Consider the following 24562-nt stretch of genomic DNA (forward strand, 5'->3'; position numbering starts at 1 on the left):
AGCAGATGAAAACAATGACCTGTAAACAATTAGGCGGAGCATGTGATAAAGAATTTCACGCGGAAACCTTTGAAGAAATTGCCGAGATGAGCAAAAAACATGGCGGCGAAATGTTCCAACAAAAAGATGCAGCACATTTAATGGCGATGGGCGAAATGAGCGAATTAATGAAATCACCACAAGCGATGGGCGAGTGGTTCGTCAACAAGAGAAAGGAGTTCGATGCACTACCTGATGACAATTAGCCTCTTCCATTCAAATAGGGCGATTATCAATTGATATCGGTTCTTCCCCGATAGGTTGGGAGCTTTATAGAAAGTGCACTATAAATCGTATTTTTAAGGCTGAACCTTCACTCTGTGGTAGGTAATAAAAATTACAATCATGAAGCCCAGAATACTCTTTTTTTGTTGACCGTTATTTCGATCTCTGGTTTTTCCCAAGAAAAGCATTCGACCTCGCCATACGTTTTAATAGTGCAACCCATAGTCCTTCAGTCTGATGAGGGCACCAATCCGGCTTCGATGGCGCTTCCTGAAGAATTGGTGGATAAAGCTTATGAAAAAGCCGGAGTTGATTTTCACTTTTTAGAACCGCTCTATTACAATAATACAAAGGCCAGGGACGGTAAAATCAATCTTGATGAAATCGTAGGAGAAGCACAGAAAGCAGGAATGATCAAGGGGCAAGACGATATGGTGAACATGTTCTTTGTCGATGAGGTCGATGGTGAACAAGGCCCTTTGGGTCGTGGGATGATGGGTGGCAACCTCACATTTATAGCTTTAGGGGATACGTTGCAGAACGAGACTGAAAAATTACGCAATATGCAGGCCTTTGTCATTGCCCACGAAGTTGGGCATAACCTTTCTTTAAAACATGCGGTCGATGACCCGAACGTTTCCGATACCGACCCGAACATTCAGGGCGATGGGGAATTCAAGGATCGTATCGATCCCGAAAATAGCCTCAACGAGTATCAGATCGACATTGTCCATAAGAGTCCCCTGGTGCATTCAAGAATCGATTTTCTGTCCAAAGATATCGGACGAAAGGCGATTTTGGACGAATCTTTCGAACCCTATTTTTCCAAGCTCCAAATTCGTGAAATTGCGGCATTTACACAAAACAAAGTACCCACTTCCGATGTAGCAGAAGCACGGAATTTTGCCAGGGAAAAATTTGCGGAAGCTGTTGCGGAATTTACCGCTGATGAAAAAAAGTGTATTTCGTTTGTGACCCAGAAGGTCATTGAGACCTTACAGGTAAACGACGTCACCTTAATGTCGCAACACCCATGGCGATTCATAAAAATCGAGGATTGGTTGTGTGGTGGATTTGCACATACACGGGGCACCTATATTATTTTAAGCCGAAAGCATATCGACCATTTGTGCAAAGGCTGGAGTGACCAAATGACGCCCGAGGAGGAAGCTACTTTGGTAGAACGGTTTGGCGGACTTTTGGTGCATGAGCAGATGCATTCTTTACAGCGCACGTTTACATCGAAGTTTACCAAGTTGTACAGTGAATATTGGAATTTCAAACAGGCCCATGTTCAAGATGAGCAAGCGATTCAAGTGGATCAAGTATCGAATCCCGATGCGCCTATTGCGAATTGGTTGATTCAGGATCCGAAAGAAACGGATGCCTTTTTCTGGGTCCGCACCCTTTTGAAAGGCGATTCCGAAGTTCCGGTTATGGGGAAGGACTTTCAGGATACAGTTTTCTATGTGAAAAAGAAGGGGGCTAGTTTTGCGGTTCAAAAGGATGCTGCCAATAATTTGAAGAGCACCACACTCGATGAAATCGATTTTTTCAAAAATCCTTTCCAATGACGCGAGGGTTGGATCATCCGAATGAGATATCCGCCTATATGTTTTCCGATTATTTTAAGTCACTTGTGACAGGGGCCAAGCCTTTTGCGGAAATTGCCCCCGAAGCAGATTATAATGCAACTGCTTTTATTCAATGGATCGAGACTGAAATGAAATCCGATAAACTTTAACCGTGTGTATCTTGAAATGAATGGCGCGATAGACTGATAAATGTCATATTTTGATTTTTTGAATTATAGTATTTTCATTCGTTAAGTCCCGATTTATGCCAAAGGTCTATGTGTCCGTAACGTGTTTGCTCATTCTTGTAGCTATTCTGGGATGTAGAGATGAAGGTTATGAGAAGAAGAAAGACACAAAAGAAACCATGGTTTCTACGAGGATCACGGCACTTCCAAAAACGATAATATCACCAAAGGATAACCCTCCGTCCCCTGAAAAGGAAGAGCTTGGAAAATTATTGTTTTTTGATCCTATCCTTTCAGGAAATAAAGATGTCGCTTGTGCCACATGCCATCATCCAAGTACCGGTTATGCGGAATTCTTGGATCTTTCCATCGGCCCCAATGCAGAGGGATTGGGCAGTAGGCGTAAGTTCAAAACCGACCACGATATTCCCTTGGTAAAACGAAATGCCCAAACGGTGATCAATACCGCATTTAATGGGATCAATGCTTCCCATAAGTACGATCCGGAAAATGCCACCATGTTCTGGGACGACCGCGCAAAAAGCTTAGAAAAACAAGCTTTGGAACCCATTAAGGCCTTCGAGGAAATGCGTGGGCATGGTTACACGGAAGAAGAAATTCTAGATGAAGTGGTAGATCGCCTGAAAGCGATTCCCGAATACGAAAAATTGTTCGAGGCGGCCTTTGGGGAAGTAAGTATAACCATAGAAAATATGGCAAAAGCCATTGCCGCTTTTGAAAGAACTTTGGTCACCAATAATTCTCGGTTCGATAAATATATGCGTGGCGATGATGAAGCCATTCTGATTTCGGAAAAAGAGGGATTTGAGCTCTTTAAAAAAGTAGGATGTGTCAATTGTCACAATGGCCCCATGTTTTCAGATTATAAGATGCATGTACTGGGTGCTCCTGAAAACAATAAATTGGGATATATCGATGCAGGATTCAAGGATACCTTCGCCTTTCGCACGCCCACATTAAGAAACCTTCGTTTTACGGCACCCTATATGCATAACGGAAGTTTACCGAACCTGCAGCGCGTACTTGAATTTTATGAGGATATTTCCAATGGAAAAGTCCGCAATACCAACGTTCCCAAAGAAAAATTTGACCCTTTTGTGCGAGAGCTTGAGCTTTCGGTAAAAGAGATGTCATTAATTATCTCTTTCTTGAATACCTTGAACGACGATAGTTTTAGCAAAGAGATTCCAGAAGCAGTTCCTAGTGACCTTTCCGTAGGTGGAAATATCGAATAGATAAGGCTAGTTGTACATACATGACGAAGGGTCTGATTTGATGAAATATGACCCGTAATTGCTCGCTTTCGGGTCTGTGCACCCTTTTAGGTTTTTGATTTTGATATTTCGAAAATCGATTGGCTGTCCTTCGCTTTGAAGTGCTATAAAACCCTCCTTCAATAGTTTTCCGTCAATTTTTATTTTGGGGTCATATCGATTTGCGACACCTCCGCCAATTTGTGGCTGGGTATATTGCAAGACCGGTTCGCCGTCAATGATATGGGTAATCAATGAATCACCCAATACAATGGCCTCCGCTTTTACCCATGTTTCGCCCCAATACGTTTTTGAACTTGAGGATATGCAATGTCTAGGGTCGATTTTACCCTCATAGACCACGTCGGTTCCGGGAGAGCACATATTCCCCGTTGGGCGAACTTTTTCCTGTTCGGTTCCGGCCAAGAACTGCATTTCTACCGAAATGGGCCAATCTTGTTCTTTGGGCATCGTTCGAGGATCTTGGGAATGAAACATGATGCCACTATTCTTCAGTGTGAAACTTGGTGCGCCGGGATGAAGTTCTCGCACAAAGCGATACTCCAACGAAATATGATAATACGAATACGGCGTATTATAATACAAATGTCCGTAACGCTCATTAAAATCGCCTTCGTATTGATCGTAGCGAACCTTGATCATTCCATCTTCGACGCGAAAAGTTTCCCCATGGTTGTCCTTCACCTCGTATTGATGGATTTTGGTCGTCCAGTTTTCGAGATTCTCTCCGTTGAACATCGTCTCCCATGCTTCGGGTGTGTTCTGAACGGACTTTACCGTGGTTTTACATTGGGTAAAAAATAGGACACTACAGGCCAATAAGACCGATTTAAAAATCAAAAAAGCGCTTTTCATTTACTTGGGTTGTTACCATGAAGATACAATTTGTATTTGTATGGAATATTTTTCAAAAGGCAATTGCTACTTCGGTTACATTTCCATTTTAGAATTTGCAGTACCTTTGAACTATGCGCAGATTCTTTCCGTTTTTGCAATGGCTACCGGAGTATCAAAAAAGCTGGCTATCGAAAGATATCGTTGCGGGTCTTACTGTAGGGATCATTTTGATTCCCCAAGGAATGGCCTATGCCATGATTGCGGGCTTACCTCCGGTCTATGGATTGTATGCTTCACTTATTCCCGTACTGGTTTATGCATTTTTGGGAACATCGAGACAGTTGGCCGTCGGCCCGGTCGCCATGGATTCACTTTTAGTAGCGGCGGGTTTGGGCGCAATGGCCATTTCAGGGGTCGAGAATTATATTGCCATGGCCCTGTTTTTGGCCTTTCTCGTAGGTGCCATTCAATTGATTTTAGGATTGTTCCGCATGGGGTTTTTGGTCAATTTTTTGTCGAAACCTGTTATTAGCGGATTTACTTCCGGTGCCGCTGTAATCATCATTTTCAGTCAACTCAAGCATCTATTAGGTGCCGATATCCAAAAAAGCAATCAGTTTCATCAGTTAGTTCTGAATGCTTTTGAGAAGATTTCCGAAACAAATCTTCTGGACTTTGCTATCGGCATTTCCGGTATTCTAATTATCGTCCTCCTTAAAAAATGGAGCAAGAAAATCCCTGGAATTCTTATAGCAGTGATATTGGGCGTTTTGGCCGTATATTTTCTAAATCTTGAATCGTATGGGGTAGGTTTAGTGGGAAGCATTCCTGACGGACTTCCTTCTTTTCAAATCCCTGATTTCAGTATTGAGAATTTCAAGGACCTCTGGCCGATTGCACTAGCCTTGGCCTTGGTCGGGTACCTAGAGGCGATTTCAATTGGTAAATCCATCGAGGATAAAAATGGCGAAGAGACCATTGACTCGAATCAAGAACTGGTCGCCCTGGGCGCATCGAATATGGCGGGTTCTTTTTTTCAGGCCTTCCCCATTACCGCAAGTTTTTCAAGATCCGCCATTAATAATGAATCTGGGGCAAAGACCACTATCGCTTCGGTCATTAGTGTGGTTATGGTCGTTTTGACCTTGCTATTTTTGACACCCTTGTTCTACTATCTTCCGAACGCGGTTTTGGCTAGTATCATTATGGTTTCCGTTTTCGGACTCATCGATGTTTCGTATGCCCGAAGTCTCTGGAAGCATCGAAAGGATGAGTTCTTCGTGCTATTGTTGACGTTCTTGGCCACACTTTTCATAGGTATTAAAGAGGGAATTCTAATGGGCGTTCTTTTCTCACTGTTGCTGCTGGTCTATCGTACCTCAAAACCTCATTTTGCGGTCTTGGGGAATGTAAGGGATTCGGATTATTATAAAAACATCGATCGTTTTGGCGATGAGGCTATAATTCGCGATGATTTGTTGATCGTTCGTTTCGATGCCCAATTGTATTTTGGCAATGCAGGGTTTTTTAAAAGACAATTGTTAAAGCATGTCGAAGCAAAGGGTTCAATGCTAAGAGGCGTGATACTAAATGCCGAGGCCATTAATTATATCGATTCCACAGCGGCACAAATATTGACCAAAACGATTCATGAAATTCACGAGCGCGGTTTACAGTTCTACATTGCGGGAGCCATAGGTCCGACCCGTGATATTATTTTCAGTAGCGGCATCATCAACGAATTGGATAAGAAATACTTGTTTGTCCAGACCAAAGAGGCAGTGGCATGTTTTGACAACCCATATACAATTTCCGAGGTAGGGAGCAAGGTGGCCTACCAAAATCGCCTGAATAGTAACTAAGGTTACCTCAAGATTAGGAAAGTGTCATTATTTTTGTAAAGTAATTATAGTTTGAAAATATGAAGATTGAACAAATTTATACCGGATGTTTGGCCCAAGGAGCCTATTATATCGAAAGCAATGGCGAAGTGGCCATTATCGATCCCTTACGCGAAATAGAGCCCTATTTGAGAAGGGCAAAGGCAGATAACGCAAAGATCAAGTATATTTTTGAGACCCATTTTCATGCCGATTTTGTGAGTGGGCATGTCACCCTTTCAAAAGAAACGGGCGCACCCATTGTGTACGGGCCGAATGCCAATCCTTCTTTTGAGGCCGTCATAGCGGAAGATGGACAGGAATTTAAACTAGGTGATATCACTATCACGGCACTTCATACCCCAGGGCATACGATGGAAAGCACTACCTATTTACTGAAGGACGCCCAAGGAAAAGATCATGCGATATTTTCTGGGGATACCTTATTCTTAGGGGATGTCGGTAGACCCGATTTAGCCCAAAAAGCGGCAAGTATGACGCAAGAAGATCTGGCTGGAATCCTATTCGATAGTCTTAGGAATAAAGTAATGCCCCTTGCCGACGATGTCATCGTGTACCCGGCGCACGGTGCGGGTTCGGCCTGCGGAAAGAACATGATGAAAGAAACCGTAGATACACTTGGTAATCAAAAGAAAATGAACTATGCGCTGCGGGCCGATATGACCAAAGAAGAATTTGTCGCGGAAGTTACTGAGGGTTTATTGCCTCCTCCAAAGTATTTCCCCTTGAACGTAAAAATGAATAAGGAAGGCTATGACGACATTGCCGATGTTTTGGATCGTGGAACGAAGGCCTTGTCCCCGGAAGCTTTTGAAACTGCTGCCAACGAGACTGGAGCGATCGTTCTTGACGTTCGGCATCAGAATGATTTTATAAGGGGTCATGTACCCCGCTCGATATTCATCGGACTCAATGGGGATTTTGCACCTTGGGTAGGTACGCTGATCGCTGATGTTAAACAACCTCTATTGCTGGTTGCCCCCACCGGTCAGGAAAAAGAGGCCGTCACTCGACTATCACGAGTGGGATTTGACGGTACTATCGGTTATCTGGATGGTGGTTTTGATGCTTGGAAAAAGTCGGGAAAGGAATACGATACGGTTACATCGATTAGCGCAGAAACATTAAAGGAAAGGATGGCAAGCGAAAACCCGGAAATTTTTGATGTTAGGAAACCTAGTGAATTTGCTTCGGAGCATGCTAAAGATGCAAAAAGCACACCGTTGAGTTTTTTGAACGAACATTTAGCTGAATTCCCTGAAGAAGCGCCGTTTTATGTGCATTGCGCCGGGGGTTACCGATCGGTGATAGCAGCCTCTATTTTAAAGAGTAGGGGAATTCATAATTTAATCGATGTTGCCGGAGGTTTTGGTGTCATGAAGGAATCCGGTATCGAGGTAACGGACTATGTTTGCCCGACGACCTTATAAGATGATATTTATCATTATTTTGAATAACCTAGAAAGATACCTTTGGCATAATGAAGTTGAACAAGGTAATGAAGTTGATATTGATTTGTTTGCTTTGTATCGGTTTAATTTCGGCTACGGTAATTCTAATCGAATTTATTAACCAATAAGATTATAACTATGAAAAGAAATATGGGAAGTACGGATAAAATAATCCGTCTTGTAGTGGCCGTTGTCGCGGCTCTTTTGATTTATTTTGATGTCGTGCAAGGCACGTTTGCCTATATCTTGCTAGCGGTAGCAGGTATTTTCGTGCTAACCAGTTTGATTAATTTTTGTCCATTATACACGCTGTTCGGAATGAATACGTGCAAGACAAAAAGTTAAGTTTTTCTGATATTTATCATATAATCTTGTGATATGGATTGATAATTTTGGTTCTCTAAATTGAATTGTATGTCACTACTTCGAATGTTACCCCTGGTCAATTGGAACAACGGAATCATCATGATCGTCGTTTTTGCGGCTGTCTGTATAGCCTTGATTACTGCACTTGTACTTTTCATGAATAGTGGAAAGAACAAAAAAAGCACTTGAATTTATTTGATTAGATTTACAACGGAAAATTTCCTCTGGAGCAATGAAATTTTGTGGAAAAGGACATTTTTATAGCTTTTTTTAAGAAATTGTAAAATGTTAAGATAATCTTAATATTTTAGCTAATTTTCAATCTTTTTTAACTATATTTAACAAGAATCACTTTACGTAACATGATTAAGAACTTTATTGAGAAGGTCGGGGCAATGAATTGTTTATTGTTACTGGTTGTGGTTTCCATCATTATAGTATCGGAATATCTATTTCTGAGCGGAAAAAAATTGGATGCTATTTTCGTGGCTTTTTGGGCACCGACCATATTAGGTTTTATGAACTATCTGAAATATAAAAAGTAGTGGACTTTATTTTCATATACTCCATTTTCGTGGCCGTCATCTTTTTGGCGTGGCTACTTTTTATAATTCGGATGTATCGAGAGCTAAAGGACTAAGAACCGGAATATGTCGATAGCTCTTCAAACTGCAAGACCTTGTCCGCATTTTTATTTATATACGACCTGATAATTCCCTGGGCCTCCACACTATTCTTACTTCGGATTAAAAACGGTTCTAAATCCGCAAAGGACGAAATTTCCATATTTTTTTCTAGAAACCCATATCCCTGATAGCTATCGTCTTGAACGAGCACAAAGGCTTCTTCCTCAAAGTTTCTTCCTTTTTCGCGGATGATGAAATTTTCTTTTCTCAACTTCATATGATGTATGGCTGCCATCACTTTCCCATTGTAAACAGAAGTGGTTTCCATTCCCCTACAAATACCATCGCATTTGGGAATCCGATAATGGGAGCATGTCGTAACGTTTTCCTGTAAATGGCAATATTTAGGACAAAGCCCGTAGGTTTTACAAATTTCTTCCAAATAAAGGCGGCAATCCGTGGCATTCGAAAATGTGATCAATGCGTTGGGTGCGGCCTTCAGCTTATTAAAGGCTAAATGCAGTATTCCGTTACGATCTTCATAGGAGAAAATTGCATATTGAAGCAAGCTTCTTTTTTGGGCTCGATTATAAGTTGGGTAATAGTGCTTGATGGCATGTGATTCCATCAACAATGCAATGAACTCACTACCTGAGATTTCAAAATCGATATCCGCCGTTTCTTGGCACATACGCACCTCTTTTGTAGCCTTATCATAAAAATGGCTCAAAACACGTTTTTTAATATTGATGGCTTTTCCTACATAAATAATTTTTCCCGTTCTATCCTTAAAATAATAAATACCGGGTTGCGTGGGCAATTTTTCGTAGATAGCTCGAGGCAATGAAGGTGGTAAGGTCGCCTCTTGGGAACGTGAGTTCAGAAAACTCTTAAAAACCTGTTCCGCGCCATCGGTACGCAATAGTTTTTTGAAAAGCAGTACCGTAGCATGGGCATCACCTCTTGCGCGATGTCGGTCGGTAAGTGGAATACCGAGGGCCGAACAAAGTTTTCCTAAACTATAAGAGTTGTACCCCGGGATCAATTTACGGGAAAGACGAACGGTGCAGAGTTTCTTTCTTGTGAATTCCAGTCCCAAGTCCTTGAATTCGTTTTTGATTACATTATAATCAAAATTCACGCTATGGGCCACGAAAATGGTGTCTTGGGTAAGCTCGAGCACTTTTTCCGAAATTTCCTGCAATTTTGGAGCATTTCGTACTAGGTCATTATCGATGCCGGTAAGGCCGGTAATAAAATACGGAATTTCGCATTCAGGATTGACCAGGGTGGTAAACTCATCAATAATATCGTGGCCGTCAAATTTGAAAATACAGATTTCGGTAATCTTATTACCCTTAATACCGTTTCCAGTGGTCTCTATGTCAATGATACTGTACAACTTCAATTTTGCTTTCTGGTGCCCATAAAGTTAGCGTAAAATCTTGAAGGAAATCTTTTGGTTCGGACTTTAAGCAAAAAAGCCACTCAGGAGTGGCTTTTTATAATGAACACTAGCTCAAATAATTCTATCGGAGGGAACTTTGCAAATAGTGTTGCTTAAAGTTACAAGATCTACAGGAATTTTCTAAAACTTATCCTACAAAATATACTACTTTCTTACTAAAAAAAGTATTATGTCAAATTTCAGTAGGGAATAAAGGATAGGTAGATAGCCGTAAATTCTTCAAATGACATACGAATCAATATAATTTTGGCGGCATTTCTATCCGAATCCAGAGTATGACTTGAATTGCTTAATTTTAGTTTCTTGCTATATTCAAGTTCGCCATTATGAAAACACCATTTTTTTTCAACTCCAACGCACTATTGACTTTGTTGTTGCTGATTTTTCCTTTTGGCAAAAAGGTTTCAGAACCGATAGATGAAAAACCACCCAACATCATTTATATTCTTGCCGATGATTTAGGTTATGGGGATATTGGCAGCTTTAATCCTGAAGGTAAAATTAGCAGTCCGAATATTGATAAACTAGCTGCCGAAGGCATGAAGTTTACTGACGCCCATAGTCCTTCAGCTGTATGTACGCCCACACGCTATGGTATTCTTACGGGTAGGTATAGCTGGCGCAGTCCTCTTAAAAGCGGAGTATTGACAGGAAAATCCAAAGCCTTGATACCCAATAATCGTACTACTGTGGCATCCCTATTGAAAAAAGGAGGATACCATACCGCGTTTATCGGTAAATGGCATTTGGGTTGGGATTGGGCACAAAAAGATACTTCCGATTTTGGCGGTGAGGGATGGAATGCCGACGATTTCGAGAATATCGACTTTACCGGTCCAGTAAAAAATACCCCGAACGATATAGGCTTCGACTACGCATATGGTCATTCGGGCTCACTGGATATGGCACCCTATGTATATGTTGAGAATGGCAGCATAACTACGGAAGTAAATTCGATTACCGAAGATACCGGCAAATATACATGGTGGCGAAAAGGACCTACGGCCTCCGATTTCGACCATGATGAGGTCACGCCCAATTTTTTCAGAAAATCGATGGATTATATAAGGAAAAGGTCGTCCGCAGAGAAGCCTTTCTTTCTCTATTTGGCCTTGCCTTCGCCCCATACCCCGATTTTGCCGACAAAGGCGTGGTTGGGAAAAAGTGGCTTAAATCCCTATGCCGATTTTGTCTCAATGATAGATTCATATGTGGGTGATTTAATGAACGTATTGGAAGAACAAGGGATGAAGGAGAATACGATGGTTATTTTTACAAGTGACAATGGATGTTCCCCTGAAGCCGATTTTGAGATCTTGGAAAAGAAAGGACATCGACCAAGCTCGATATATCGAGGGCATAAAGCGGATATTTTCGAAGGAGGCCATCGTATTCCGTTCATTGTTCGGTGGCCTGAAAAAATCAAGCCGAATTCGATAGCGGAGAATACCATTTGCCTGACCGATTTGACGGCTACCTGTTCTGATATTCTAGGAATACCGTTGCAGGAAAATGAAGGAGAGGATAGCTTTTCTTTACTTCCAATATTCAACGGTGAAGATGCTGAAAAATACGAACGAAAGACAACCGTACATCATTCCATCAACGGAAGTTTTGCTATACGGAAGGAAAACTGGAAATTTATTTTTTGTCCGGATTCAGGGGGTTGGAGCGATCCTAAGCCAAATGCTGAGGGTATTGATAAACTTCCCGAATTTCAACTGTACGATTTGGAAAAAGACCCTGGTGAAAGAACGAACCTCTTCACATCATATCCAGATAAAGTAGAAGAATTAAGAGCGTTAATGGTTTCCTATATCGAAAACGGAAGAAGTACAGAAGGACCGATCCAAAAAAACGACCCGGAAGCCTTTGGAACAAAGGATTGGAAACAGATTTCAATATTCAAATAAATGAAGGATATTTTTGTCTTGGTCAAAAAAGTATTTCAGATGGTTAAGAATACTCTCAAAGTAATTGTCCTAGTCTTGGTCTTGGCGGTTTTGGGTTCATGTGAAAATGATGAAATTCAAGAACCGCCCCCAAATATCGTTCTTTTTTTGGTTGACGATATGGGCTGGCAAGATACCTCCGTGCCGTTTTGGAGTGAACGCACTGCGTTCAATGACCGTTACCATACGCCTAATATGGAACGCCTTGCCAAAGAAGGAGTTAAATTCACCCAAGCCTATGCCACACCAGTATGTTCTCCTACACGGGTAAGTTTGATGACGGGCATGAACGCCGCACGACATCGCGTCACCAATTGGACTTTGAAAAAAGATTCGCTGCAACCTATGGAAACCGACCATCCACAACTTGAATTTCCGTTATGGAATGTGAATGGTATGAGTCCTGTTGCAGGCGATTCCTTGGCAGTGCATGCCATGCCATTGCCACAGGCCTTGCACGATATAGGGTATTTTACGGTACATTCAGGGAAAGCCCATTTGGGAGCGATTGGCACACCCGGCGAAAATCCCTTGAACTTGGGATTTGATGTAAACATTGCCGGCCATGCAGCAGGAGCCCCTGAAAGTTATCTGGGCACAGAGAATTTTGGCAATGGTAAGGAAGGAAGAGAAACTTGGGCGGTACCCGGATTGGAGAACTACTACGGTAAAGATATCTTTTTAACAGAGGCTATCACGCAGGAGGCATTAAAAGTAGTGGATTCCGCCGTTACCCATCAACAGCCTTTCTTTCTTTACATGTCACATTACGCTGTACATACCCCGATTATGGGTGATGAACGGTTCGTTCAAAAATATCTTGAAAAAGGTCTCGATTCCACCGAAGCGAAATATGCTTCTTTGGTAGAAGGTATGGATAAAAGCCTAGGGGATATCCTGAATTATTTGACCGATAAAAATATCGAGGAGAATACTATCGTTATCTTTATGTCGGATAATGGCGGATTGAGTGCCCATGCCCGTGGTGGCGAACCGAATACGCACAATAAACCGCTGGCAAGTGGCAAAGGCTCGATGTACGAAGGCGGCATTCGAGAACCGATGTTGGTCAAATGGCTGAATAAAACTGAACCGGGAACCGTGTCGAACGAGCAAATCATCATTGAGGATTTTTATCCTTCGATTCTTAAAATGGCTGGTATAGATAGTTTGGAGACAGTGCAAAAAGTAGATGGGCAAAGTTTTGTCGAGATTCTCAAGGACGAACCGAAGTATGAAGGGTTGCGGCCGTTGATTTGGCATTACCCCAATGAATGGGGAGTTACTGGTCCCGGTATCGGTGCGGCCAGTGCGGTACGGCAAGGCGACTGGAAATTTATTTATTTTCATGCCGACAGACGAATGGAACTCTATAATCTTAAAACGGATATTGGAGAAACCAAAAATTTGGCTTCCGAACAGCCTGAAAAATTGTTGGAGATGGCATCCATACTCACGACACAATTGAAAGCTAAAAGAGCTCAAATGCCCATTGACAAAAGTACGGGTAAGCCTGTGGAATATCCTCTTGAAATGTTACCTAATGAAAAGGAATAAAAAACTTTGGTGTTTGATTCTGGTGGTATTACTATGTGCGTGCTCGCAGGTAAAACCTCCCGAACCGGTCGGGCCATTACCTTCCGAGCGCCAACTGGTATGGCATGATTTACAATATTATGCTTTTGTACACTTCAACATGAACACCTTTACCGATATGGAATGGGGTACGGGCGGAGAATCCCCCGAACAGTTCAATCCATCGGAACTTGATACGAGACAATGGGCCAAAGTAGCCAAGGAAGCGGGTATGAAAGGCATCATCATCACGGCAAAACACCATGATGGGTTTTGTCTTTGGCCCACCAAGACTACCGAACATTCCGTCAAGAATTCCCCGTGGAAAAACGGTCAAGGTGACTTGATAAAAGACCTGTCGGAGGCATGCCAAGAATATGGACTCAAATTCGGGATCTATCTTTCCCCTTGGGACCGACATGATAAAGATTATGGAAATCCGGAATATGTAAAGAAATTCCATGAGCAACTTCGAGAACTTTTGACGAATTACGGTGAGGTGTTCGAAGTCTGGTTCGACGGCGCCAATGGCGGATCCGGATATTACGGGGGTGCCAACGAAACCCGGAAAATTGACAACAAAACCTATTATGAATGGGATAAGACCACGACCATGGTACGCGAGTTTCAACCGAATGCCGTAATCTTCAGTGATGGCGGACCCGATATTCGATGGGTCGGCAATGAAGAAGGATGGGCGAACGAAACAAATTGGAGCATCATGCGGCGTGACGAAATCTATCCCGGGTGGCCAAGGTACAAAGAATTGCGTTCGGGCCATGAAGATGGCACCCATTGGCTACCTGCCGAGGTCAACACCTCTATTCGACCGGGGTGGTATTATCATCCTAGGGAAGACCATCAAGTAAAGACCTTGCCGAAATTGATAAAAACATTTTATGAATCTATTGGCCGAAACGGGAATTTCCTATTAAATCTTCCAGTAGATACGCGAGGACTGGTTCATGAGGAGGATACAAAACAACTCATGGCCCTGAAAAATCAATTGGACAAAGATTTTGCCACCGAAATCGCAAAGGGCAAAACGGCGACGGCAACAAACGAAAGGGGTTCAGAAATACGGTTCGGTGCCCAAAATGCAAATGATGGAGACCCTGAGACCTATTGGGCGACCGATGATAGCGTGACACGAGCCACGATTACCATTGATTTGGAAAAACCAACGGAAGTGAATCGGATATTGATACAAGAATATATTCCACTCGGTCAAAGGGTAAAACGATTTATTCTCGATGCGGAAATAGACGGAAAGTGGCGCGAAATTGATGGACAGACCACGGTCGGTTATAAACGAATTTTACGTTTCAACACTGTTGAAGCGACCAAAATAAGGGTAAACTTCTTGGATGCCAAAGGTCCTTTGGCCATCTCCAATATCGAATTGTATCGAGCACCGAATTTGTTGGTCGAACCTACGGCCAAAAGAAACCGGGAAGGAACGGTGTATCTGAATGTTCCTGATAAAAATATAAACATGCGTTACACGCTGGACGGGAGTGAACCTTCCTCGGAATCAGCCCAATATAAGGCCCCTTTACTAATCAAAAAGCCAACGATTGTAAAGGCGATAAGCGTGAATCCTGATAATGATGAACAGACCCCGCCACGGGAATTTTATTTTGATATCGCCAAAAAAGATTGGAAGGTACTTTGGACCTCTTCGGGCAATTTAGAGGATACATATAAAATGATAGACGAAAACCCCAATACATTTTGGGCTACCGATGAGGGAGTCAAAAACCAACAAGAGATTATCATCGATTTGGGCAAGACCTATAATCTAACAGGGTTCACCTATTGGCCCATTCAAGAACGCTATCCCTTTGGAATAATAACCGAATATGGATTCTCCGTGAGTACGGACAACAAAAATTGGAAAACGGTAGCTACGGGAGAATTTGGAAATGTGGTGAACAATCGTATTTTACAAACCGTTACGTTCGAGCCTACGAAAGCTAGGTATATAAAACTCAAGGGTGTAAAAGTTGATGGGGAAGATTTCAGGGCTTCCATTGCCGAAATCGGAGTGATTACCAAACCCAACTAAGAGACTGTTTTGAAATGTGTGATTAGAATTGTTATAGGTCGTTTTTGATGCCATTATAGGCAAAATTTTATAGCATAGCCATAGCTACGGTCTAAAATTTTAACGAAGAATGGCGCAAAAAGGGGCATAACAAAATAATCGACATATTTCAAAACAGTCTCCAAAGCTACTTTGCCGTCCACCCACCATCTACGGTCAACATGGACCCGACCATATAGCTTCCCGCATCACTGGCCAAGAAAAGTGCCGCTCCCTGAATCTCTTTCAGTTCGCCCCAACGGGCAAGTGCGGTTGCACCGACAATAAAATTTTTGGCCTCGGGAGTACCCGCAATCGGGATGTTCATTTCCGTTAAAAAAGGGCCTGGGCAAATGGCATTAACATTGATGTTGAACGGGGCCAATTCCAACCCGAGGGCACGGGTCATCTGAACCACGGCACCCTTGCTGGTGGCATAGGGCGTGCGATTCGCCAAACCGACCAGACCCAATGTACTCGCCATATTGATAATCTTGCCGCTGCCCTGTTTTTTCATTTGCGGAGTGACGGCGCGGGAAACGTTCCAAGTGCCATTGACGTTTACGTTCATAACTTGACTGAATTCATCAGGAGTCAATTCATCGATAGCCCCACGAATATTGATGCCCGCACTATTGATAAGGATATCCAACCGGCCAAATTCAGCGATAATCGAAGCCACTACAGCTACTACTTCGGGTAAATTGGTAACATTGGCGGCGTATGCCTTTGCCGTTACCCCATAATCTTTGGCCAATTGCTGGGCGGCGGCTTCACCTTCCTCTATATTTCTATTTAATAAGGCAATATTGGCCCCTGCGGAAGCGAGTCCTGCGGCCATCGCCAAGCCCAGGCCTTTTGAACCTCCTGTTACTAGGGCACATCGCCCTTTTATTTCAAAAAGTTTTATTCCTGGTAAACGTGTGTCGCTCATAAAATGTATTTTATCTAAATCCTAAATGTTGTTTGGCATAGTTCATTGATATGCGATTGTTCTCGACTTCGAGTCGCAATTGTTCATCAGTCGGCTTGTCGGAGAGTATGGGCAAAGGTGCTTCTGATTTTATCTCTTTGATATGATGCAGATACCGCCCGAGGTCCTTGGCCGAAATCTGGTCGAATGTGGCCCAATATTTTTCGGTCAAACACGGAATTTTTAAGGGATCCCGTGTAATCATTTCCAAATTGAACCGAATATCGGGATTCTGTTTTTTAATCGTTGCAATCATGCCCGCGATATCCAGATAGCCTTCCCCTAAATTGACCTCCGACATTAAAAATCCATCCTCATATTCCTCCACGGCCATATCCTTTAAATGAACGGAAAAGGCATAGGGGGCCAATTTTTCCACTACCTCCATCGGATTTTCCAAAAGCGAAACATTATTGCCGGTATCCAAGGTAACCCCGATCCATTTACTGTTTAAATCCGTCAGAATCTGAATAAACTCATCCGCACGCCAATCTTTGTGATTTTCGACGGCCAATTTTACCTGATGTTTCCGAACGATAGGCTCCGCGCGTTGCATGGATTTGATCGAGGCTTCCTTAAAGCTTTGAAAAGCTTCCATGGAATCAAAGGTTTCGTAACGTCTTCCGGAAAGGCATGCGGTTCGGAAAACTTCTATGCCTGTTTCCTTCGCATTTTTCACTTCTTCTTCAAAACGGGAAATATCCTCATCCTCTTGGGGCAATCTGATTTGGGCTTCCAGAAAAACGTCGAGTTCTTCTTTTCGCTTCCGTATTTTTTTGGCGAATTTTGGATCCCATCCCCCGACACCGACTTGCATCCCACCAAAACCTAAGTCCGCACAATGATTAATCATTTCCATGGCATCGGTAAAGGGCGGATAAAGCGCACTCTCGATATTTCGATAACGCCGCATCATATAGGACGCATCGGCAACACCGAAACGGGTCTCTGCGAAATCCACCGAAAATGAAGGTAGTACCGGCATGGTCATCATGAGACTTCCCGCCGCGGTTGTCTTCATAAAGTGTCTTCTTTGCATGATGCGGATTCGATAAAGATTATCTTCAAGATAAAAAATAAAAGTAACAAAAGATTCCCATGCATGTGATGTATTCAACGAAAAGAAGAATCAATTAAAAAATTAATAAGATTTCGATTTTGTAAACTCCTTTAAAGATGATACCTTGATTTCGCAAATTTAGAAATGCTTTTATCGCGCAAGTGGATAATTAAAAATTATGGAGAATAAGAAGGATAAGAAGTTAAGGAGTGCCGCATGGTTTAGTCCCGATGACCCAAAATCGGCATTTATTCATCGTTCATGGATGCGCAACCAAGGCTTACCGACCGATTATTTCGAAGGTCGCCCGGTTATCGGCATTTGTAATACATGGTCTGAACTGACCCCTTGCAATGCCCATTTACGCGATTTTGCCGAGTTTGTCAAAAAAGGAGTGCTAGAAGCAGGGGGCGTACCGTATGAGTTTCCGGTGACCAGTTGCGGTGAGATTTTGATGCGGCCGACCGCGATGCTTTTTCGGAATTTGGCCAGTATGGATACCGAAGAAAGTATTCGAGCCAATCCGCTGGATGGGGTGGTGCTGTTAACAGGCTGCGACAAGACCACGCCATCAACGGTTATGGGCGCCTGTAGTGTCGACCTACCGACTATCGTAGTGCCTGGCGGACCCATGTTGAACGGAAAATATAAAGGAAAGCGCATAGGATCAGGCACTTTTGTCTGGCAGTTAAAGGATAAAATAAAAAATGAGGGCTTCACGCCCGAAGATCAAATTGAGGCAGAAATATGCTCGGCCCGAAGTGCCGGACATTGCATGACGATGGGTACCGCTTCGACCATGGCCTGTATGGTCGAATCATTAGGACTTACCTTACCCGGTGCTGCCGCGATACCGGCAGTGGACTCCAGAAAAAAGTAATGGCGCAATTGTCAGGTCGGCGAATCGTCGAAATGGTGAAAGAAGACCTGAAAATATCTAAAATACTGACCAAGGAAGCCTTTGAAAATTCGATAAAGGTCAATGCCGCTATCGGTGGTTCTACCAATTTTATCATTCATTTACTCGCCATAGCAGGTAGGGTAGGAGTCAATTTGGATTTAAAGGAGTTCGACACCTTGGGAAGCAAGATTCCCTTACTGGTCAACTTGATGCCTTCCGGACCCTATTTAATGGAGGACTTTTTCGATGCGGGAGGTTTGCCCGTCGTCATTAACGAAATGAAAAAACACCTGCACCACAATGTGATTACGGTGAACGGAAAGTCACTGTTGGATAATAATGATGGGGCCGAATGTTATAACGAGGAAGTAATCGCAAAACTCGAAAAGCCCTTTATGGAAGAAGCAGGAATTGCCGTTTTGTATGGAAATCTATGCGAAAACGGTGCCGTCATCAAACCTTCGGCGGCAACGCCCGAATTGATGAGCCATACAGGTACGGCGGTCGTATTCGAGACCATTGAGGAATTTTTACAAACGGTCGACAATCCCGATTTAGAAATTGATGAAAATAGTGTGATGGTGCTAAAAGGTGTTGGACCTGTCGGATATCCTGGAATGGCGGAAGTGGGCAATATGGACCTTCCTGAAAAATTGCTGAAGAAGGGAATAAAGGATATGGTCCGGATCTCCGATGGCCGCATGAGCGGTACTGCTTTCGGTACGGTCGTACTGCATGTATCCCCTGAATCTTCGGTAGGCGGATTGCTTGCTCTGGTAGAATCGGGAGATCGGATTATATTGGATGTTCCCAATCGAAAGCTGCATTTAGATGTCGATGAAGTCGAACTTCAAAAAAGAAAAGCCGCTTGGAGGCCTCCTACGCCTCCCGTGGATCGAGGTTATACCAGTCTATATACAAAACACGTTCAACAATCACATCTTGGTGCAGACCTCGATTTTCTGGTCGGAAAATCCAGTGCTGATGTGACACGCGACGCTCACTAAAAACCAACCTATGTTAGCCATTCTCTTATTAGTACTCAGTGTATTGTTTATCATTTTACTGACCGTAAAATGGAAAGTCCACCCGTTTCTGGCCCTGCTCGGGGCCGCTTTGTTCTTTGCCCTGTTCTCTGGAATGGATTTAGAGACCATTGTGAATCTGGTCAACGACGGCTTCGGAATTACCTTGGGCAAAATCGGTATCGTTATCATTTTGGGTGTTATCATTGGTGCCTTTCTCGAACATTCGGGGGGAGCTTATAAGCTCGCTGAAGTAGTGCTAAAGGTCATTGGCAAAAAAAGAGTCCATGAGGCGATGGGTATTGTGGGTTTTATTGTTTCGATTCCCGTTTTCGCCGATAGCGGATTTATCATTTTGAATCCCCTGAATAAAAGTTTGACCAAAAGAGCGGGGCTCTCCATCGTGGGAACGGCGACAGCTTTGATATTGGGTCTGATGATTACGCACGTTTTGGTGCCACCGACCCCGGGCCCCATCGCTGCAGCAGGAATCATTGGTGCCGATGTCGGGCTTGTGATGTTGGTTGGGCTGGTTGTAGGGTTGCTTTCATTGGTGGTGGCCATAATCTATTGTAAAAAGATGGGTTCGAGAACCTACATTGACCCAAATCCAGATGTGACCGATGAGGTGATTGCCGAAAAAATGAAACAGGCTCCAAGTGCGTTCAAGTCCTTTTTGCCTATTTTGATTCCGATTCTTTTGATCGTAGGTAAATCGATTATGGAATTTAATCTCGTCGAGGGAGCTGAAGTAACAGGTCTGGTAAAATTTATATCTTTTATCGGTTCTCCCATCATTGCGCTGCTGATCGGGATGTTCTTATCCTTTTTATTGCCCAAAAAGTTTGATCAAGAAATGCTCTCGACCACTGGATGGGTCGGCAAGGCGCTTACCGATGCCTCCAATATTATATTGATTACCGGTGCAGGGGGAATATTTGGCACCATACTTCAAAATAGTGGCATTGCGAATGTATTGGCAGATGCCCTTTCAGGGGCGAATTTGGGTATTTGGCTTCCCTTTCTACTTTGTGCCGCGATCAAGACCGCACAAGGTTCTTCGACGGTGGCTTTGATTACAACGGCATCCATTGTTGCACCTTTGTTATTGACGATGGGCTTTAGTACCGAAATTGACAAGGCGTTGGTCGTGGCTGCTATTGGTGCGGGTGCCATGGTGGTATCGCATGCAAATGATAGCGGCTTTTGGATCTTGACCCAATTTTCCGGGATCGATGTTAAAACGGGATATAGGGTCTACACCTTAGGAACCTTAGTGGTTGGTGTTTTTGCAGCACTTATGATATATATTGCTTCCTTTATCCTATAGCTAGAAACATGTTTGAAAATAGTACGGCAAAACGGTTCATGGTAAAGACAGTATTGCTTTGTACTTTTCTTATGCTTTTTTCGGCATGTGAAAAACAACCTTCTCCTCCTTTATCCCCTGAAGAAGCATTAAAAACTATTGTTTTAGCGGACGAAGATGTCAAAATCGAGCTGGTCGCCGCCGAACCTTTGGTGCAAGATCCCGTAGCGATAACCTTTGATGAAGCTGGTCGGCTTTGGGTCGTCGAAATGTTGGGTTTTATGACCGATATCGATGGCTCCGACGAGAAAGCAAGAACAGGAAGAGTTTCCGTGCTTTTTGATGATAATGGGGATGGGCAAATGGACCGGAGCTCGATTTTTCTGGATAGTCTCGTTATGCCGCGTGCTATAGCCCTGGTAAAAGGAGGAATTTTGGTCTCTGAAAATATTCCCCTTTGGTATGCGCAAGATACCGATGGCGATTTTAAGGCCGATACCAAAGTACTGATTGATTCCACCTATGGTGGTTCGGGAATGCCCGAGCACTCCGCGAACGGACTTTGGCGCGGATTGGACAATTGGATCTATAACGCCAAATCGAAGTATCGCTACAAGAAAATAGACGATGAATGGATCAAAGACGAAACCGAGTTTCGAGGGCAGTGGGGTATCATGCATGATGATGCGGGCCGCTTGTTCTACAATTATAATTGGTCGCAGTTGCATGGGGATTTGGTGCCACCGAACGCCCTGATGAAAAACAAAAATCATACCCCGTCAAGTGGCATCGATCACGGACTCACCTTGGAACGTGAAATTTTTCCGATTCGGAGCAATACAGCGGTGAACCGGGGCTATGTTCCAGGGACACTTGACGAGGAGGGAAAATTACTGGAATTTGCCTCGGCCTGCGGCCCTTTACTATATCGTGGAAATGCACTACCCGATAATTATAACGGAAATGCCTTCGTCTGCGAACCCACCGGAAATTTGATCAAGCGAAATAAGATTACCGAGGAAGGTTTTATGCTGAGCGCGCAGGGCTATTATAAGGACAAAGAGTTTCTTGCTTCGACCGACGAGCGTTTTCGGCCCATTTCACTGGCCTCGGGTCCTGATGGGGCTATGTATGTGGTCGACATGTACAAAGGGATCATACAGCATGGGCCCTATATGAGCGATTACTTGCGCAAAGTGACGTTGGAACGCAAACTCGACAAGCCCGTGCACATGGGGCGAATATGGAGGATTACCAAAAAAGATAATGCGAAGATCGAACTTCCGGATTTGTCTCAGGCCGATTCAAAAACCTTGGTCGGGTACTTGGGAAGCGCCAATGGATGGTTGCGGGATATCGCCCAACGGCTTTTGGTCCAAAAAGGGGATGCCATTGCTTCTGATTTGGAAAATGTTTTGAAAACACAAAATCCTTTGGCTCAGTTGCATGCCCTTTGGGCATTGGAAGGATTGGGCTTGGCACGACCTGAAAATGTGCTTCCCGCCTTGAAATCCGAAGACCCTAGGGTTGCGGCAACGGCCTTACGAATTTTGGAAAAATTAGCATCCGATCATGTCGATGTAAAGGTAGCACTAGAGCGTTTTATCCAAGAGCAGTATGATACAGCCCATCCCTATCTGCAAATGCAGCTAGTACTTTCCAGTGATATCATCGATTCGAAAGTTGCCTTTGCCATTTCCGAAAAATTTCTAAAACGATTTGGTCCACTTCCTGTGGCGCGCGACGTAGTCATGAGTGGTATGCAAGATCGTGAAATGGATTTGCTGACCAAACTTCTTTCCGACGATGCTTGGAAGAACTATGATCAAAACCATGAGATATTTACCGAAATGTTGGCGACCGCCGTTGCAAATAGCGGAGAAGAAAAAGATATACTACAGCTTTTTAAAATCGTCAACGCCCATCAGAACGAGGATAAGAAATGGATAGGTTCGGCCGTCGTAAACGGCATCGCAAGTTCAAGAGGTTCCAATGAGGCCGGGGAAATCGTTTTGACGGCAAAGCCCTCGTTTCTCGAAAATGAGGATAGGGATTATCCACTCTATAAAAAATTGACATGGCCCGATAAACCGAAGGCAGCCATTGCAGCGGTAGCCGAATACGAAATCGACAGCAAGGTATTCGCCAATGGGCGGCAAAAATTCCTCAACCTTTGTGCGAACTGTCACGGTACACGGGGGAAGGAATGAAGCGCTTCGCCCCGCCCTTAAAAGATTCCGAATGGGTCAATGGGGAAGAATTCAAATTGGCCATGATTTTATTGCACGGTATGGAAGGTCCGGTTATCGTCGATGGCAAGAACTATGATATTCCCGATATCCTCCCTAGTATGCCCTCGTTTACGACCTTACAAAATGAAGATATTGCGGCCATTGCCACTTATATTCGAAATTCATGGGGTAATTCGGCTACGCCCATTTCCAGTGGAACGATCGGGCATATCCGTTTTCGCACCCAAGGTCAGATTACGCCTTGGAAAGCCAGTGAATTGGATACGTTGATGTTTGATGTGGATCTCTAACCGTACCGTTTAATTCGGTAGTCCTTAGAATGTTGAAATAGTTTTTCAAAAAAACCTTCCGTTGGAGTCATAGCGATCGTTCCCCCGATTAACCGCTATGCTTTCGCAGAAGGTTCAAGCTAATGGCCTTTGTTCAGTGTTGTAGCAGTCTTGTAATCAGGGAATTTGAATTCCTTTTATACCGCTGATGAAAAGTCATCAAAAATCGGATTTCACTTTCCGATAATTGGTATGCTTTCTCAATCGCTCTTTGCTGTTTTGGACTCAATGAAGAAAGCATCGTCTCGGTAGTCATCATTTTTTTAATTCTCATGGTTTGGCATATTTGAACAAAACTAGGGGTATACCCGTGCCGTAGCAATACCCATTAATGGGTATTTATTAGGGTTTTCTGTAGGAAAAATCAAGGAATATCTGAATGCGAACTTATTCTTTGCAAATCGGTGATGGCGAACCCATTGAAAGTGTAAAAAGTTTTTTAGATTTAAGGTAACGACCTAATTCGTATAAAAAATACCCATGAATAGGTATGGTGTATCATTTCAAAATGCACGAAAATTGTAGCATAACCAAAACTCGATTTAACTATGAAACTGTACAGATCCAAAAACTTTACCCCGTTAACGGTCAATGTGAAAAAGAGCGATAGCAAGAACCACCAACTCATTTATGCCAGTCAGTTGTACGGAACCTTTTTTGCCGTAGGCGCAAAACTTTTACTCTCGGACGATAAAAAAAGCTTGATCGGCATGGAGCTCGCCCTTAATAATTATAAGGGACTCTATAATATCGGATTTTTAAAACAAACCGAGGATTCGTGGGATGTTGTGAAAAAAACGGCTGTTATCATTTTACATGTACAGGTCGATGATAATCAATATACCAACAACGTCAACCGAAAAAGAACCATCACCTTAAAGAAGTCGGTTCTTCTATCGAGCATCGACGAATTGTTTGTAGGCCGACAATTACACTGTTTAAGCAGTGCGTCACCTGTGGACCATTTAGACGATGCCATATTCGACAGCGAGTTCTATGTACGAAATGGCTCTTATATCGCAAAGATCGATCGCATGGATGACCATTTGCCTGGACCCCCAAAAGCGAACATGCCCACCGGAGGAAGCCCGACCAGTCATTGTATGAGTACTCTAGCAAAACTCATTTGA

General features: G+C 43.3%; 22 protein-coding genes and 1 pseudogene. 18 read left to right on the forward strand and 5 right to left on the reverse strand.

The genetic code is table 11. The features are described from left to right. Positions 1-5 precede the first annotated feature (5 nt). From N8A86_RS14545 to N8A86_RS14560, 4 genes are all read left to right on the forward strand, one after another. Positions 6-245, forward strand: a complete 240-nt coding sequence (locus tag N8A86_RS14545) for a DUF1059 domain-containing protein (RefSeq protein WP_273566054.1) — start codon at positions 6-8, stop codon at positions 243-245. A gap of 114 nt (positions 246-359) precedes the next feature. After that, complete coding sequence (locus tag N8A86_RS14550) at positions 360-1838, forward strand: zinc-dependent metalloprotease family protein (RefSeq protein WP_273566055.1); 1479 nt, start codon at positions 360-362, stop codon at positions 1836-1838. After that, the gene (locus tag N8A86_RS14555) at positions 1835-2008 is read left to right on the forward strand and encodes a hypothetical protein (RefSeq protein WP_273566056.1); all 174 of its coding nucleotides are present in this window, start codon (positions 1835-1837) and stop codon (positions 2006-2008) included. The genes N8A86_RS14550 and N8A86_RS14555 overlap by 4 nt, the downstream gene beginning before the upstream one ends. A 95-nt stretch (positions 2009-2103) precedes the next feature. After that, the gene (locus N8A86_RS14560; RefSeq protein ID WP_273566057.1) at positions 2104-3282 is read left to right on the forward strand and encodes a cytochrome-c peroxidase; all 1179 of its coding nucleotides are present in this window, start codon (positions 2104-2106) and stop codon (positions 3280-3282) included. Positions 3283-3288: 6 nt separating this feature from the next. Here the strand turns inward: N8A86_RS14560 and N8A86_RS14565 are convergent, their stop codons facing one another. Beyond that, complete coding sequence (locus tag N8A86_RS14565) at positions 3289-4176, reverse strand: 3-keto-disaccharide hydrolase (protein WP_273566058.1); 888 nt, start codon at positions 4174-4176, stop codon at positions 3289-3291. A 113-nt stretch (positions 4177-4289) separates the two neighbouring features. Here N8A86_RS14565 and N8A86_RS14570 point away from each other — a divergent pair, with 113 nt between their 5' ends. The 5 genes from N8A86_RS14570 (at position 4290) to N8A86_RS14590 (ending at position 8421) form a co-directional block, all read left to right on the forward strand. Beyond that, on the forward strand, positions 4290-6020 hold the full coding sequence (locus tag N8A86_RS14570; RefSeq protein ID WP_273566059.1) for a SulP family inorganic anion transporter: 1731 nt from the start codon (positions 4290-4292) through the stop codon (positions 6018-6020). 59 nt (positions 6021-6079) lie between these two features. After that, on the forward strand, positions 6080-7489 hold the full coding sequence (locus N8A86_RS14575) for an MBL fold metallo-hydrolase (RefSeq protein WP_273566060.1): 1410 nt from the start codon (positions 6080-6082) through the stop codon (positions 7487-7489). 159 nt (positions 7490-7648) lie between these two features. Beyond that, positions 7649-7855: a YgaP family membrane protein gene (locus N8A86_RS14580; RefSeq protein ID WP_273566061.1), complete on the forward strand. Its 207-nt coding sequence runs from the start codon at positions 7649-7651 to the stop codon at positions 7853-7855. A 69-nt stretch (positions 7856-7924) separates the two neighbouring features. Next, a complete protein-coding gene (locus tag N8A86_RS14585; protein WP_273566062.1) occupies positions 7925-8065 on the forward strand; it encodes a hypothetical protein in 141 nt (46 codons plus the stop codon). 173 nt (positions 8066-8238) lie between these two features. Continuing rightward, positions 8239-8421 carry a hypothetical protein gene (locus tag N8A86_RS14590; RefSeq protein WP_273566063.1) on the forward strand — a complete coding sequence of 61 codons (183 nt, stop codon included), beginning with the start codon at positions 8239-8241 and terminating at the stop codon, positions 8419-8421. 91 nt (positions 8422-8512) lie between these two features. On the opposite strand, the gene N8A86_RS14595 is transcribed toward N8A86_RS14590, so the two are convergent. Further along, the gene (locus tag N8A86_RS14595; RefSeq protein ID WP_273566064.1) at positions 8513-9904 is read right to left on the reverse strand and encodes an exonuclease domain-containing protein; all 1392 of its coding nucleotides are present in this window, start codon (positions 9902-9904) and stop codon (positions 8513-8515) included. Positions 9905-10296: 392 nt separating this feature from the next. Here N8A86_RS14595 and N8A86_RS14600 point away from each other — a divergent pair, with 392 nt between their 5' ends. The 3 genes from N8A86_RS14600 to N8A86_RS14610 are packed head-to-tail and all read left to right on the forward strand — an operon-like array spanning position 10297 to position 15565. Next, positions 10297-11883, forward strand: coding sequence for a sulfatase family protein (locus N8A86_RS14600; protein WP_273566065.1), 1587 nt, complete (start codon positions 10297-10299; stop codon positions 11881-11883). Then, complete coding sequence (locus N8A86_RS14605) at positions 11884-13479, forward strand: sulfatase (RefSeq protein WP_273566066.1); 1596 nt, start codon at positions 11884-11886, stop codon at positions 13477-13479. It begins immediately after the preceding gene. Then, positions 13466-15565: an alpha-L-fucosidase gene (locus tag N8A86_RS14610; RefSeq protein ID WP_273566067.1), complete on the forward strand. Its 2100-nt coding sequence runs from the start codon at positions 13466-13468 to the stop codon at positions 15563-15565. The genes N8A86_RS14605 and N8A86_RS14610 overlap by 14 nt, the downstream gene beginning before the upstream one ends. 166 nt (positions 15566-15731) lie before the next feature. Here the strand turns inward: N8A86_RS14610 and N8A86_RS14615 are convergent, their stop codons facing one another. Continuing rightward, positions 15732-16517 carry an SDR family NAD(P)-dependent oxidoreductase gene (locus N8A86_RS14615; RefSeq protein WP_273566068.1) on the reverse strand — a complete coding sequence of 262 codons (786 nt, stop codon included), beginning with the start codon at positions 16515-16517 and terminating at the stop codon, positions 15732-15734. 10 nt (positions 16518-16527) lie between these two features. Then, positions 16528-17577, reverse strand: a complete 1050-nt coding sequence (locus tag N8A86_RS14620) for a sugar phosphate isomerase/epimerase family protein (protein ID WP_273566069.1) — start codon at positions 17575-17577, stop codon at positions 16528-16530. Positions 17578-17881: 304 nt separating this feature from the next. On the opposite strand from N8A86_RS14620, the pseudogene N8A86_RS22125 reads away from it, so the two are divergent. The 5 genes and pseudogenes from N8A86_RS22125 to N8A86_RS14640 all read left to right on the forward strand — a co-directional run. Further along, positions 17882-18792, forward strand: a pseudogene (locus tag N8A86_RS22125) (dihydroxy-acid dehydratase domain-containing protein); the annotation flags it as partial. Between the two features lie 120 nt (positions 18793-18912). Next, positions 18913-19524 carry an IlvD/Edd family dehydratase gene (locus N8A86_RS22130; RefSeq protein ID WP_488226206.1) on the forward strand — a complete coding sequence of 204 codons (612 nt, stop codon included), beginning with the start codon at positions 18913-18915 and terminating at the stop codon, positions 19522-19524. A gap of 10 nt (positions 19525-19534) precedes the next feature. Continuing rightward, entirely contained in the window at positions 19535-20872 is a 1338-nt protein-coding gene (locus tag N8A86_RS14630; RefSeq protein WP_273566070.1) for a GntP family permease, read from the forward strand. 38 nt (positions 20873-20910) lie between these two features. Next, positions 20911-23061, forward strand: coding sequence for a DUF7133 domain-containing protein (locus tag N8A86_RS14635; protein ID WP_273566071.1), 2151 nt, complete (start codon positions 20911-20913; stop codon positions 23059-23061). After that, entirely contained in the window at positions 23058-23393 is a 336-nt protein-coding gene (locus N8A86_RS14640; RefSeq protein ID WP_273566072.1) for a c-type cytochrome, read from the forward strand. The genes N8A86_RS14635 and N8A86_RS14640 overlap by 4 nt, the downstream gene beginning before the upstream one ends. Before the next feature lie 133 nt (positions 23394-23526). Here the strand turns inward: N8A86_RS14640 and N8A86_RS14645 are convergent, their stop codons facing one another. Continuing rightward, positions 23527-23706 carry a hypothetical protein gene (locus N8A86_RS14645; protein WP_273566073.1) on the reverse strand — a complete coding sequence of 60 codons (180 nt, stop codon included), beginning with the start codon at positions 23704-23706 and terminating at the stop codon, positions 23527-23529. A gap of 274 nt (positions 23707-23980) precedes the next feature. On the opposite strand from N8A86_RS14645, the gene N8A86_RS14650 reads away from it, so the two are divergent. Continuing rightward, on the forward strand, positions 23981-24562 hold the full coding sequence (locus N8A86_RS14650) for a hypothetical protein (protein ID WP_273566074.1): 582 nt from the start codon (positions 23981-23983) through the stop codon (positions 24560-24562).

It is taken from the genome of Maribacter halichondriae, assembly GCF_027474825.1.
GTDB lineage: Bacteria > Bacteroidota > Bacteroidia > Flavobacteriales > Flavobacteriaceae > Meishania > Meishania halichondriae.

What these genes read in the sequence shown, in the direction of transcription:
- N8A86_RS14545 (WP_273566054.1), top strand. Translation starts at nt 6, where the DNA reads ATGAAAACAATGACCTGTAAACAATTAGGCGGAGCATGTGATAAAGAA.
- N8A86_RS14555 (WP_273566056.1), top strand. Translation starts at nt 1,835, where the DNA reads ATGACGCGAGGGTTGGATCATCCGAATGAGATATCCGCCTATATGTTT.
- N8A86_RS14560 (WP_273566057.1), top strand. Translation starts at nt 2,104, where the DNA reads ATGCCAAAGGTCTATGTGTCCGTAACGTGTTTGCTCATTCTTGTAGCT.
- N8A86_RS14565 (WP_273566058.1), bottom strand. Translation starts at nt 4,176, where the DNA reads ATGAAAAGCGCTTTTTTGATTTTTAAATCGGTCTTATTGGCCTGTAGT.
- N8A86_RS14570 (WP_273566059.1), top strand. Translation starts at nt 4,290, where the DNA reads ATGCGCAGATTCTTTCCGTTTTTGCAATGGCTACCGGAGTATCAAAAA.
- N8A86_RS14575 (WP_273566060.1), top strand. Translation starts at nt 6,080, where the DNA reads ATGAAGATTGAACAAATTTATACCGGATGTTTGGCCCAAGGAGCCTAT.
- N8A86_RS14580 (WP_273566061.1), top strand. Translation starts at nt 7,649, where the DNA reads ATGAAAAGAAATATGGGAAGTACGGATAAAATAATCCGTCTTGTAGTG.
- N8A86_RS14585 (WP_273566062.1), top strand. Translation starts at nt 7,925, where the DNA reads ATGTCACTACTTCGAATGTTACCCCTGGTCAATTGGAACAACGGAATC.
- N8A86_RS14590 (WP_273566063.1), top strand. Translation starts at nt 8,239, where the DNA reads ATGATTAAGAACTTTATTGAGAAGGTCGGGGCAATGAATTGTTTATTG.
- N8A86_RS14600 (WP_273566065.1), top strand. Translation starts at nt 10,297, where the DNA reads ATGAAAACACCATTTTTTTTCAACTCCAACGCACTATTGACTTTGTTG.
- N8A86_RS14605 (WP_273566066.1), top strand. Translation starts at nt 11,884, where the DNA reads ATGAAGGATATTTTTGTCTTGGTCAAAAAAGTATTTCAGATGGTTAAG.
- N8A86_RS14610 (WP_273566067.1), top strand. Translation starts at nt 13,466, where the DNA reads ATGAAAAGGAATAAAAAACTTTGGTGTTTGATTCTGGTGGTATTACTA.
- N8A86_RS14615 (WP_273566068.1), bottom strand. Translation starts at nt 16,517, where the DNA reads ATGAGCGACACACGTTTACCAGGAATAAAACTTTTTGAAATAAAAGGG.
- N8A86_RS14620 (WP_273566069.1), bottom strand. Translation starts at nt 17,577, where the DNA reads ATGAAGACAACCGCGGCGGGAAGTCTCATGATGACCATGCCGGTACTA.
- N8A86_RS22130 (WP_488226206.1), top strand. Translation starts at nt 18,913, where the DNA reads ATGGAAGAAGCAGGAATTGCCGTTTTGTATGGAAATCTATGCGAAAAC.
- N8A86_RS14630 (WP_273566070.1), top strand. Translation starts at nt 19,535, where the DNA reads ATGTTAGCCATTCTCTTATTAGTACTCAGTGTATTGTTTATCATTTTA.
- N8A86_RS14635 (WP_273566071.1), top strand. Translation starts at nt 20,911, where the DNA reads ATGGTAAAGACAGTATTGCTTTGTACTTTTCTTATGCTTTTTTCGGCA.
- N8A86_RS14640 (WP_273566072.1), top strand. Translation starts at nt 23,058, where the DNA reads ATGAAGCGCTTCGCCCCGCCCTTAAAAGATTCCGAATGGGTCAATGGG.
- N8A86_RS14645 (WP_273566073.1), bottom strand. Translation starts at nt 23,706, where the DNA reads ATGAGAATTAAAAAAATGATGACTACCGAGACGATGCTTTCTTCATTG.
- N8A86_RS14650 (WP_273566074.1), top strand. Translation starts at nt 23,981, where the DNA reads ATGAAACTGTACAGATCCAAAAACTTTACCCCGTTAACGGTCAATGTG.